Annotated in this window: 11 protein-coding genes; 8 read left to right on the forward strand and 3 right to left on the reverse strand. The window is 46.3% G+C overall.

Features of this window, described 5'->3' with window-relative positions; translation table 11 throughout:
- The first annotated feature begins 103 nt into the window (after window positions 1-103).
- On the forward strand, window positions 104-1,330 hold the full coding sequence (locus tag IQ235_RS07565; RefSeq protein WP_264320874.1) for a response regulator: 1,227 nt from the start codon (window positions 104-106) through the stop codon (window positions 1,328-1,330).
- Window positions 1,331-2,033: 703 nt separating this feature from the next.
- Window positions 2,034-3,161 (forward strand): response regulator, encoded by a 1,128-nt coding sequence (locus IQ235_RS07570; protein ID WP_264320875.1) that lies wholly within the window; start codon window positions 2,034-2,036, stop codon window positions 3,159-3,161.
- 18 nt (window positions 3,162-3,179) lie between these two features.
- On the opposite strand, the gene IQ235_RS07575 is transcribed toward IQ235_RS07570, so the two are convergent.
- A complete protein-coding gene (locus IQ235_RS07575; protein ID WP_264320876.1) occupies window positions 3,180-4,088 on the reverse strand; it encodes a putative selenate ABC transporter substrate-binding protein in 909 nt (302 codons plus the stop codon).
- Window positions 4,089-4,547: 459 nt separating this feature from the next.
- Between IQ235_RS07575 and IQ235_RS07580 the strand changes: the two genes are divergently transcribed.
- Window positions 4,548-5,828, forward strand: a complete 1,281-nt coding sequence (locus tag IQ235_RS07580; protein WP_264320877.1) for a valine--pyruvate transaminase — start codon at window positions 4,548-4,550, stop codon at window positions 5,826-5,828.
- Window positions 5,829-5,878: 50 nt separating this feature from the next.
- Here IQ235_RS07580 and tnpA read toward each other — a convergent pair whose 3' ends face one another.
- Window positions 5,879-6,331 carry an IS200/IS605 family transposase gene (tnpA, locus tag IQ235_RS07585; RefSeq protein WP_264320878.1) on the reverse strand — a complete coding sequence of 151 codons (453 nt, stop codon included), beginning with the start codon at window positions 6,329-6,331 and terminating at the stop codon, window positions 5,879-5,881.
- Window positions 6,332-6,361: 30 nt separating this feature from the next.
- Between tnpA and IQ235_RS07590 the strand changes: the two genes are divergently transcribed.
- Window positions 6,362-7,561, forward strand: coding sequence for an RNA-guided endonuclease InsQ/TnpB family protein (locus IQ235_RS07590; protein WP_264320879.1), 1,200 nt, complete (start codon window positions 6,362-6,364; stop codon window positions 7,559-7,561).
- Between the two features lie 90 nt (window positions 7,562-7,651).
- Window positions 7,652-8,242, forward strand: coding sequence for an Npun_F5749 family FMN-dependent PPOX-type flavoprotein (locus IQ235_RS07595; protein ID WP_264320880.1), 591 nt, complete (start codon window positions 7,652-7,654; stop codon window positions 8,240-8,242).
- Between the two features lie 4 nt (window positions 8,243-8,246).
- Here IQ235_RS07595 and IQ235_RS07600 read toward each other — a convergent pair whose 3' ends face one another.
- Window positions 8,247-8,639: a hypothetical protein gene (locus IQ235_RS07600; RefSeq protein ID WP_264320881.1), complete on the reverse strand. Its 393-nt coding sequence runs from the start codon at window positions 8,637-8,639 to the stop codon at window positions 8,247-8,249.
- 549 nt (window positions 8,640-9,188) lie between these two features.
- Between IQ235_RS07600 and IQ235_RS07605 the strand changes: the two genes are divergently transcribed.
- The 3 genes from IQ235_RS07605 to IQ235_RS07615 all read left to right on the forward strand — a co-directional run.
- Window positions 9,189-9,311 carry a hypothetical protein gene (locus IQ235_RS07605; RefSeq protein WP_264320882.1) on the forward strand — a complete coding sequence of 41 codons (123 nt, stop codon included), beginning with the start codon at window positions 9,189-9,191 and terminating at the stop codon, window positions 9,309-9,311.
- Between the two features lie 700 nt (window positions 9,312-10,011).
- Complete coding sequence (locus tag IQ235_RS07610; RefSeq protein WP_264320883.1) at window positions 10,012-10,500, forward strand: tRNA (cytidine(34)-2'-O)-methyltransferase; 489 nt, start codon at window positions 10,012-10,014, stop codon at window positions 10,498-10,500.
- A 661-nt stretch (window positions 10,501-11,161) separates the two neighbouring features.
- A partial coding sequence (locus tag IQ235_RS07615; protein WP_264320884.1) for a LysM peptidoglycan-binding domain-containing protein occupies window positions 11,162-11,664 on the forward strand: 503 nt, incomplete at its 3' end.

Here is an 11,664-nt window from a genome sequence, read left to right on the forward strand (position 1 = left end):
ACCAATAGCAGCTCGGATTCCCGTGAGGGGAAACCCTACAAACTTAAAATTAATAATCGGATCGTTATAAGATCGTCAATAATGAACGGGTGGAGCGAATATTGTGGTCAATGTTAAACAAAAGTCCAATAAAAGTCTGATTCAACAGTTAATCCTGCAAAAACAAAACCAGTTTACAGGGCAAATGCTGATACAGGCTCCCTCAGATATGCAATGGACGCTTCACTTCAGAGCGGGATATCTGGTTTGGGCGACAGGGGGTAAGCATGTCGTTCGGCGATTGTACCGACATATTTCCAAACAATGTCCTCAAATTGAATTTGAAATGTTGGCAATTCGAGATGATGACGATCGCGAATGTGGATGGGACTATCAAGTTTTAACCATTTTGCTATGCCGACAATCCATTTCAAAACAAGATGGAAAAGAAATTGTTTTTCGGCTCGTTTCTGAAGTTTTATTCGACATTTTACAATACCATCAGTTTATCGAGTTTTTAACTTACGATTATCATAAATTTCAAGATTTGTCCGAGGCAGTTACTGGTGTTTTGACATTGATAGATGTTGAAAAAATAACGCTTAAGACCTTAGGCAATTGGAAAGCTTGGCAAAAAGCAAACTTAGGATTTTTCTTACTTCATCTCGCTCCAGTTTTAAGCGATCTAAAAGTTCTCAAACGTAAAACCTCTCCTCGTACGTACAAAAATTTGGTCAAGTTAATTGATGGAAAGCGAACGCTGCGAGAGTTGGCAAATGTGATGAAAAAGGAAGAAATGGTAGTGGTTCGCTCTCTTTTTCCTTTGATTCAGAAAGGCTTAGTCCGTCTCGTCGAACTTCCCGATCTTCCTCGTCCTCAACCACCTGTAAAATCCGTCCGCACTCGCTCTTCAGACTTGATTAAAAATCGACACTTAATTGCCTGTGTCGATGATAGTCGTCAAATTGGATGGCAGCTTCAAAAAATCCTAAAAAAATCAGGCTATCGGTTGATTAAAATTCAAGATCCCCTTCGGGCATTGTTTACAGTTGTTGAAAGTAAACCCAACTTGATTTTTCTAGATTTAATGATGCCGGTGGTGAATGGTTACGAACTTTGTACGCAACTACGTCGAGTATCAGAACTTCATCAAACCCCGATTATTATCTTAACCAGTCAAGACGGAATTGTCGATCGCGTTCGTGCAAAATTGCATGGGGCATCTGGGTTTATGTCAAAACCCATTCGGGAAGAAAAAGTATTATCGGCAATTGAAAAATATCTTTCTTCTCCCCCTTCTACCACAGCCGGCTCGACTGCAGCGATCGAAACACTGCCACCCTCTCGATAAAATTTTTATGCGATTTTTTTATTTTCAATGAATATCAAAAATTTATAAAATAACTTAAAGTATTAATTTCTTACATTTATTTCTATCGATCTCGAACGTATTTTTCTCGATCGTCAAACCTAAATTCAGCATTAAGTTTTGCCAAAATTAGTAAGTAGACATAGATAAACATAGCTATATATGAATGCCTGAAATGCTTATCCAAGCATATGTCTAGAATCTATTTTTTTTCTATTCGCTTATTAGAGTACAGAAAATCAATAAAAATTACTTTATATAAAGTTTTATTTTATTCTCTGCTATAACAGCAATTTAAGCCTTTTATCTTCTCGAACAATCGAGCCTAAATTCAGCAAAATTACTGATGGCATCAATTATATCTAAGTATTAATATAGTTTGTATAAGCTTTTATACAAACTTGCTTTTCAAGAATTTTAAAACTTATAAATTTTAACCAATCTATTTGTCGAGTCTAGATTAATAGAGATTAAATATTTTTTATTTTGAAATCGAACGCTCTCGATTTTTTGAAATATCTTGAGTTATCGCTTGATGTCGAGAAGTTTGTCAGTTGTTGTTTGAGTATTTATATGGTGGACGTGTATGATATCGAGAATTCAAAAAAGTAACATTAAAAAAAGTTTAGTTCACCAGCTAGCTCTCAAAGAACAAAATCTTTTTACAGGTCAGATCGAAATCTACATGCCTTCGGGAAAAAGTTGGACGTTATACTTGTGCGTCGGGCGTTTAATTTGGGCAACAGGCGGTCATCATGTCGTGCGACGTTTGTATCGTCATCTATCGAAGCAATGTCCTAATCTCAGCTTAGATATGATGGTTTTGCGAGAGCAAAGTGGATTTGATTACGGATGGGACTATCAAGTTATTAATATTTTAGTTTTAAGAAAAAAGATCGCGAAAGAACAGGCAAAAGAAATTATTTCCCAAATTTTATTTGAAATTTTATTTGACATCGTCCAGTATGAAGCTCGCGGCTCTTTATCTTATCAAGAAGAGTGTAGCGATTTAGCCCAGTCAGCGATGGGAATTTTAACATTACTGAGTATTAAGCCAATTTTAAGAAAATTATCCCAGATGTGGATGGCTTGGCAAAAAGCTAAACTCGGCTATCTTTTACTACAAGCTGCTCCCCAATTACAAAATCTCGATCGACTCAAACAAGTAACATCTCCCCAAGCCTACGATCGCCTGGAGAAGATCGCGAACGGGAAACGGACATTTCGGGATATCGCCAATCTTCTGAAGCAAGATGAAGTTACCGTCGTTCGATCGTTGAGTGGGTTAATTCGCAAAGGCTTTATTCGGTTGATTTCCCTAGCAGATTTTCCACATCCGGGCTTGCTACCCACCCATCAATTCACGAGTGGCCTGACGATGGCGCGCCAAAGACCCTTAGTTGCCTGTGTCGATGACAGCTACCAAATTTGCTGGGAAATGGAGCAAATTGTCCAGAAAGCCGGTTACGAGTTTCTCGCCATTCAAGATTCAGTGCGAGCGTTAGGTCTTCTCATCGACAGAAAACCTGACTTGATTTTCATGGATTTAACCATGCCCATCGTCAGTGGATACGAACTCTGCGCTCAGATTCGTCGGGTATCGGCACTCCAAACCATCGAAATCGTTATTTTGACCGGAAATACAATCGAGTCTTTGCGCGGTCGCTTGTTAGGGGTCTCGGACTGCCTGAGCAAACCGATTCAAAAAGAGAAAATTGTGGGGATACTCCACAAATATTTAGCTGTTTCACCCGCGCCAACCCGGAATCCCATCAAACACCGTTCCCGCCAGCGTGCAACCGTCCAGGTTTGAGTCTTATGACAGTACCTGCTATTGAATTTTGCCAATTTCCCGTCCGACGGCTTCAATCTCCACGTAATTTTCATTATTGGTCGGAATAAACTTTCTGGCCCCAAACAGCTCGAGAATCTCTCGATGTTCCGAGACGCTAGGGTCTAATTTGAATAAGGCTTGTTGTATCTTTTCAACAAAACCCTCCCCGTACCGCTCTTCGATGTTAGGGTTGGTAACCCAGTGATAATCGTAGTAAGTTGGTGTTTGCCAAATCACTTGCACTCGATCGAGATCCACTTCGTTCGCATCCACTCGATCTTGCCAAACTTGAGAGTTGAGCGCTCCAGCTTCATAAGTCCCCGCTTCAACCAGAGTAATGGTGACATCGTGGGAGCCTGAAAAGCCCACTTCTCCCTGAAAATCATCTAAACTCATCCCCGCTTGAGCTAAGAAATGCTGGGGCATCAATCGTCCCGAAGTCGAAGACTCGCTACCAAAAGTAAAGGTTTTTCCCTGAAGCTGTTTGAGTTCTTCAATGGTTTCCATCGGCTCGATACCGCTATCTTTACGTGCAATAAAGACGCTGGTGAATTTTTCGTCAATATCCCGTTGGGCGATCGCCCGCGCGTCGGGCACTTGCAAGCGAGCTTGTACCCCTGTCAGTCCGCCAAACCACACTAAATCTAAATCCCCCACCTTAAACGCGGCCACCGCTGCTGCGTAATCGGTAACGGGTTTGTATTCCACCGGAACGCCCAGTTCTCGATCGAGATACGCCGCCAACTTACCGTAGAGTCGCTGGAGCTTCTCGGGATCGCGATCGGGAATCGCCCCGGTTATTAGAGGTTGAACTTCTGCCTCTGAATCTCCTTGGGCGGTGGTCGAACATCCGGCTAAAGGTAGCATCAAACAGATCAGTCCAGCCCAGAACAGATTTTTATTCATCGTTCCCACCCTCGAAGGCAATAAATAGCTCGCTTGTTAGTTTAACCCCATCTGGTCAATCTGTAGCTTCTGACCCGATCGAGCCAGGAAGATTAAAGGACGCGACGATCTCGATCTCGCTTATTGAGAACCGTCGGATACGTATATCCTATTTTCTTTAACGTTAAGTTGAGCCATCCATACCGATAACAAAAACGGTGGGGCGATCCCCGAATTTTTAGAGATTCGGAAAGAGCGATGGGGAATGCAGATTCTCTGCTGGGTTTTCAATGGCGAACCCCATTGGTAAAGATCCAATTTCCACCTTAAAGGAGCAGAGAAGATCGCAGAGGTCTGGGTTGAGAGAAGCACTGCTACGACGCTATTATAGGAGACTTCTCGCCCCGTCATTTTGCGAGTACAGTGGTAGAACACGATCTAAAATCACCCAGCTGTCCCATTGACGCGATTCAAATAGCTATGAACCCCGATCTGACTCGATTTGGCGAACAAATGTCCCACCTCACCGGGGTGCGGGCAATCATGAAAGATATTATTGAAACTCTAGAAGCCGATCGAGGTCGAGAATTTATTAACTTGAGCGCGGGTAATCCGGTGATTTTACCGGAAGTCGAGCAACTGTGGCGCGATTGTACCGCCGAGCTACTATCGAGTTCGGAATATGGTGAAGTGGTCTGTCGCTACGGCTCTAGTCAAGGCTATCAGCCGTTAATCGATGCGGTAATCGAGGATTTCAACAAGCGATACGGGCTAAATCTTAATAGTCACAATATCCTGATCGCCCCAGGCAGCCAAGCGATTTACTTTTTTGCAGCCAATGCTTTTGGCGGATACACCTCAGATGGAACGCTCAAAAAAATCGTATTACCCCTGAGTCCCGACTATACCGGGTATGGGGGGGTGAGCCTAGTGCCCGAGGCGCTGGTGTCTTACAAACCTGCCCTAGAAGTAGACCCACTCCATCATCAGTTTAAATATCGCCCGGATTTCAGTCAGTTGGAAATCGACGAGACCACCGGCTGCGTCATCTTTTCTCGTCCCTGCAATCCGACGGGTAACGTCCTGACCGACGAAGAGGTCAACAAAATCACCGCCCTCGCCAATGCTTTCGATGTACCGGTGTTAATCGATTCGGCTTACGCGCCACCCTTTCCGGCATTGAACTTTACAGCAATGACCCCCGTTTTTGGGGGGAATGCCATCCACTGCATGAGTCTTTCTAAAGCCGGTTTGCCTGGAGAGCGGATCGGCATCGCGATCGGGGAAAAGCCGGTGATTCAGGCGCTGCAATCGTTCCAGACGAATTTGTGTATTCATTCTTCTCGTTACGGACAGGCGATCGCGGCAAGGGCGATCGCTTCGGGGGCATTAAGCGAGATTGCACTCAACGTCATTCGCCCCCACTACCAGCAGAAATTCGATGTCCTTGAAGACACCCTCGCTCAAGCGATGCCCAAAGATGTTCCCTGGTTTTTGCATCGGGGAGAGGGCGCAATTTTTGCCTGGTTGTGGTTCCGAGATTTACCGATTACCGATTGGGAACTCTACCAACAAATTAAGGAAGTCGGTGTCATTGTCGTTCCCGGAGAGTCCTTCTTCCCCGGACTGCAAGAAGATTGGTCTCACAAAAAACAGTGCTTGCGGGTGAGCTTGACGGCAACCAACTTGGAAATAGCCACGGGAATGCGGCGTTTAGCTGAAATTGTCGATCGGGTATACCAGCGCGTTCCGGCAGTTTGATGGGGAGGAAAAATATCCAATCTCGACCCTCGACTCTTGATTGAACCTTCTTAGCCACGCATTCCCCTTCCAAATCTATGATTTGGTGGGGCTAGGGGCGTATCTTGGTTTTGGATATAGCGCTTCACCACCCGCATAGGTGCGCCACCTGTCGAAACAGCGCAGTAAGCTTTACTCCAGAATTGAGGCTTACCCCAATAGAACTGAGATAAGTGCTTTCCAAATTGCTGCCTCATTTTGCGACTGGATACAGACTTGAGGGAGTTGACCAGCACGGAGGGAGCCACTTTGGGCGATAGATCGACGAGTAAATGTACGTGGTCGGCTTCACCGTTAAACTCCTCAAGCTGACACTCCATCCCTTCACAAATAGAACCCATGCACTCTTCCATCACTTCAAGCATCTCGGGGGTAATGGCGCATTTGCGGTATTTGGTCACGAAAACTAAGTGTAGGCTGATTTTATAAACGCAGCTTCGTCCTTTATTGAGAGAGTACTTCATAGTTGCAGACTGATAAGATATAATGATAATATGGTAACTCGACGAATCACATATCGACTCAACCCCAACGCCACTCAGGTCAAAAAGTTGTACCAGTTTCGGCGACTTCACGCTTACTTGTATAACGCTTGTATCGAACATCGCCGCACGAGTTACCAGCGTCATGGGAAATCGGTGACTTATTACGACCAGCAAAACCTTTTACCCGAGTTCAAAGAGTGCTGGCCCGAATACAAAGAACTGGGTTCCCATGCCCTGCAAGCGACGGTCAAACGAGTAGATTTTGCCTACCAGCGGTTCTTCAAAGGGTTGGGAGGCTACCCCAAGTTCAAATCAATTCGACGCTACTCGGGATGGACGTATCCGTGCAAGTCTGGCTGGAAAGCTTTAACCGACGGCAAGCATGGCGCGTTAAGGATTACCAATCTCGACAACATCCGAATGCGGGGACAAGCCCGAACCTGGGGAACCCCTAAAACCTGCACCCTGTTTTTGAGGGCCGGGAAATGGTACGCCTCCATCACCGTAGAGTGCGTCCCGCAACGGCAAACCGGCACAGGGGCAGTTGGGATTGACTTTGGGGTACTGTCTGCTCTCTCACTCTCGGATGGAACTCAGCTCGACGCGCCCCGATTTCACCGAAACTCCGGTGTCCCAAAGTTACAGAAACAACTTAGGAGGAAAACGAAATTCTCTCGCGCCTGGAAGCGAACCCAGGCACGGGTGAGGAACGCGCATCGTCAGATTGCCCAACAACGTCAGGACTGGAGCCATCAAGTCGCCGCACAGATTGTCAGCAGTCATAGCCTGGTAGCGACAGAAAAGCTCAACATCAAAGGGATGACCAAATCGGGTAAATCTCATGGGAAGCGCGGTCTCAATCGGTCGATGTTAGATGTGGGGATTAGCAACCTCACCGGACTGATTAAATATAAGTTGAGCGAAACCGAGGGGGTGTTCGTGGAGGTCCCGACCCGCAAGGTTAAACCCTCTGGGACTTGCCCCAACTGCGGCCATCAACGCAAAAAGTCTCTATCCGAGCGCACCCATCACTGCGAAAAGTGCGGGTACACCCAGGACAGAGATGTGGCGGCCGCCCAGGTGATGCTCAATTGGGCGCTTGGAACGAGCATCCTCAAACGTGGAGAGGATAGCTCTACTTCAACTTGCTGCGGCGGGTGGAAGCAACTATCTTTGTCGAAGCGTCAGAAACTCACTTCAAATCTCTGATTTGGTGTGAGTAGTTCATAGAAGCAGGTTGAATGGCACAGCGGATTTTCTCCCCGATCTCTCGATGTTCACCTAGATTCCATCAGACTCATGCCTGTTGCTCCTTGGAGAGCGCCCCTAGCTGCGGCACTCCATCGCAATCGCCGCCTTTCTCACGCCCGTTACGTACAACTGGCGACGGTTCGAACGGACGGACGACCGGCTAATCGAACTGTCGTGTTTCGGGGATTTCTCGAAAATTCCGATCGACTCCAAATCGTAACGGATGCTCGCTCCCAAAAAGTAGCGCAAGTAGCGCAAATTGAGGGAAATACTTGGGGAGAAGCCTGCTGGTACTTTCCGAAAACCCGCGAGCAGTTTCGCCTATCGGGTCGGCTGATCTTGGTGAATGGCGATCGAGTGGAGATACCACTGCAACAGGCGCGTCGTGCAGCCTGGGAAGCGTTATCCGATCGCGGACGGGAAGGTTTTGCCTGGCCGCCGCCGGGTCAACCTCGCGCTGAGTCTGATGCTTTTGAGGGATTGCAACCCGATCCGAGCGAGCCATTGCCGCAGTTTTGTCTGCTCCTGCTCGATCCCGATGGTGTCGATCTCCTGCAGTTACGATCGCATCCTCACGATCGCCGGTGTTACCAACGTCAAGAAGATGGAACCTGGTTGACTCACAGGGTGAACCCCTAATTTTCTAAAGTTCGGAAGCTTCTGATTGTTGTGAAACCCGAAACACTTGACCCATCATAAATTTCGAGGGTGGAACGTTGCAGTTTCCATGAGATTGGGCGTTAGCAGCTTTGTCGGCAGGCAGAAAACAGATAGCAGCTTTGCCAATTCCCGGCATCACCTCCGCGATGCGATCGACAAGGATTTCGATCCGATCTTTCAAATCGGTGGCAATCTGTGGGTTGGCGGCAATGAGAAATAGCGTCCGCACGCCAGATCGGTCGGGGGCAACCCCATAAGTACATTGATTTAAGAGGACTTGGATCGATGGAAGAAAAGAATTATAAAAGCGATCGAATAGTGCCGTGTAAAATTCCTCGGTAATGGCTCGATCGCTAAAACTTGATTCGGATAACATGGCTGACTCCCTCAGAGTAACTTCGCGCCGTCATTTTGGATGATGTCAAGACGCCTCTTTACACCTTGATACGGTTATTGCGATCCCTGGTTCCGGATACAATCGAGATCGACCCCATATATTCTATAGGTTTGCGATCGTCTACATGCGAGTTATGCATCAGAATTTTGAGAGTCTACATCGCAATGTATGGATCGATCTGTCAGAGTGAGGGGTAAAGGTTCGTATTCGGTGCAAAATTGGCAGTAGAGTGAAGAAAATTTTAAAGTCGCTGCTTGTCGTTTTTGCGTTTGGAGTATTTTAGTGGAGATAGACAACTCTACAGAACTACATCATCTTCCTTCCTCCAGGTTAACAGCTCCTCATTGGAGATTTTCTCCAAGTCTCCATCTTTGTAAGGGCTTTACGATCCCTTTGCCGCGACTTAACAAGACTTGAGAGACTTCCACAGCAAGAAGAAAATCATCAAATCGTTAAATTTGACTGTCGCTATCGACTTGATACTGCCAACACGATTTCGGGGCGTGGATTGCGAGAAAAGTAGAAGATTTGCCCATCAAGAGCGACAAGTTTAACCTGCCAAATCAGCAACAGCTCTACCAACCGGGCTGGGCGTACACCACGATGATGGTCGATGTGGGTCAGATGAAAATCGAGCGCCCTAAAAAATAGAAACGCTACTACAGCAACCAGAAAAGGGAACATCGTCAGTCTTTCTTTTGCTGAGATCTTACGTATATATACATATATATATGTGTAATTGAGAGGATGTTGATGGATAATTCACAGTCAAACCCTCTTTGCTAGTAGGTTTATGGGGTTTCTGGGTGCTGTCGTTCTACTAGCTTCATTCTCAAGCCGATAGAACAGGACTTACACAAAGCCGCTCTATACAATGTTCGCGCAGGGCGCGAGTCGCAGTCATGCCGTTCGCATAGCGTCTGTGAAGGAGAAGGCTATACGCGGAGGGATTCCCTGCGTTACGCTCCGCCCCTACATCTAGAGCCATTGCGTAAGTCCGATTGAAAAGAAATGGGACTTTGACATTTTTGGCGAGCATTCCGCCGTCAGAGGTCGGAACTTCTCTGGTGAGAGCAGATTTTTAAGAGTATTTCACCAACTATCCAACACGACTGAGAAGGTTAAGCGATTTAACCGCCCCAGAGGATTGATAGCAATCGTCAATCTTATCAATCGATCGACATATTCCGATCGGAATATCTAATCAATGACCTCTAACGGGCAATGATTAAAAAAAACTATACATCAGCCGTTTTTGGACGAACTCGCGACCGCGCCTCGCACAAGCCTCTAATCTAGAGAAGTAGCTTTTTTTGAGAGATCGCAGCTCTCTCATCAGAAATTTTGTCAAATGCCAAAAATTGCGTTGATTCATCCCCAAATTCCCCCAAATACCGGTAATATCGCTCGAACCTGTGCAGCTACCGGAATTGCATTACATTTGGTCGGTCCTCTGGGATTTGAAATGAGCGATCGCTACTTGAAGCGAGCGGGTTTAGACTATTGGCCCTATGTAGACTGGCACTATCACGATTCCTTGAGCGTTTTTCGAGCCTTTTCCCAGCAGCAAGGAGGTCGTTGGATTGGTTTTAGCACTCGTGGAAGTTGTAGTTATATTCAGTTTCAATTTCAGGAAGATGACTGGTTGCTCTTCGGCAGCGAAACCACGGGCTTATCCGAAGAAGTTCTCGATCAATGCGATGCCACTACATTTATTCCGATGACCCAACCACGCGTTCGCAGCTTGAATCTGTCTGTCAGTGCGGCTTTAGGACTGTTTGAGGCTAGCCGTCAGCTCGGTCGTTTCGATTCGTTTTCAAGAGACGATCGTCTGATTTAGTTAGTCGCCAAAGAAGTTAATATTTCTCGAGAAATAGCAATACTTTCTTTAAATCCCCCCTAGGGAATCGGCTCTAATCCAGACTCAGAGAAGATTGCACAACTATTTAGCTATCGAATGTATCCCGATCTCGATTCAACGATAAGAAATTTATATAGAGCGAACGCCCCAAGCTCAGACCTATTTCCTCCGTGTGTTACCGAGCTAAAATGGAAGAGAGAAAAGACGGTAAGTCCTCTCTACAAAAGAGATCTAGCAATTCAAGTACGAGCCGTACGGATCCCGCTCTCCGCAAATTTCCTCAAAATATCTCCCCGCAATAATACGGTTGCCTAAGTACCAGAAAACAGCGTACATTCTGCACTAGGTCAGACAGTTTTCAGACTGTCTGCGGCAATGGTTTCAAGCGTCTAGCTAAACCACCATTGCTAGGGTCTACCGGCAAGTTGAGTCAAGAGTCATTTTGCCTTAGGAAAAAATAAATTGGATTTTTCCCAAAACAAAATCTTGTCTAAATGGGAAAACCAGGGTAATCTTTCCTAAGCGTCTTGACCGTCAGCGATCGAGATCGGCATTAAAGCGTGATCTTCATCACTGAATTGGTTTATCAGCTCGTCAAGCTAAGGGACTGCTAATCACTGGTTACTAGGAGGTCGTTTTTTTGAAACGAGTATTCCCGCATCAAGTCAATCTCGCTCCTGAGTGCGAAGCAGATGCAAACGCAACAGCAGGAATTATCAAACCATCCAATGGGGAGGGACACCGTCGGGTTTGTTCTTCTGTCGCCAAAATTGGATTGGCAATTTCGGTGGGAGCGTCGAGCATCCTATTACCCGGACAAAGCAATTCAGCTGTCGCCGCAGATCGGAATGCGCCCGAATCGCCCGCGACCCTGGCTCCTTCGGCAAAAGACAAGGTCATGTCTCCTGGGGTAAAATCCGGTGGCAAGTCCGCTGATGTTGCTTCTGTTGCCAATCTCACCGCATCGGCACATACCGTTGTTAGCGGTGAAACATTGTGGCAGCTCGCTCAAGTTTATCAGGTTGATGCCACCACCATTGCTGAGGCAAACGGCATGAGTGTGGGAGCTGTCCTTAAAGTCGGACAAGTACTTTATATCCCTATAGAGCAGGATGTAGCCTCCGGTTTCGAGCTATCGGAACC

It is taken from the genome of Zarconia navalis LEGE 11467, assembly GCF_015207075.1.
Taxonomy (GTDB): Bacteria; Cyanobacteriota; Cyanobacteriia; order Cyanobacteriales; family Geitlerinemataceae; genus Zarconia; species Zarconia navalis.

Coding starts and splice junctions, on each gene's coding strand:
- tnpA (WP_264320878.1), bottom strand. CDS start 6,331: ATGAAGTACTCTCTCAATAAAGGACGAAGCTGCGTTTATAAAATCAGC.
- IQ235_RS07580 (WP_264320877.1), top strand. CDS start 4,548: ATGAACCCCGATCTGACTCGATTTGGCGAACAAATGTCCCACCTCACC.
- IQ235_RS07610 (WP_264320883.1), top strand. CDS start 10,012: ATGCCAAAAATTGCGTTGATTCATCCCCAAATTCCCCCAAATACCGGT.
- IQ235_RS07590 (WP_264320879.1), top strand. CDS start 6,362: ATGGTAACTCGACGAATCACATATCGACTCAACCCCAACGCCACTCAG.
- IQ235_RS07570 (WP_264320875.1), top strand. CDS start 2,034: ATGCCTTCGGGAAAAAGTTGGACGTTATACTTGTGCGTCGGGCGTTTA.
- IQ235_RS07575 (WP_264320876.1), bottom strand. CDS start 4,088: ATGAATAAAAATCTGTTCTGGGCTGGACTGATCTGTTTGATGCTACCT.
- IQ235_RS07600 (WP_264320881.1), bottom strand. CDS start 8,639: ATGTTATCCGAATCAAGTTTTAGCGATCGAGCCATTACCGAGGAATTT.
- IQ235_RS07595 (WP_264320880.1), top strand. CDS start 7,652: ATGCCTGTTGCTCCTTGGAGAGCGCCCCTAGCTGCGGCACTCCATCGC.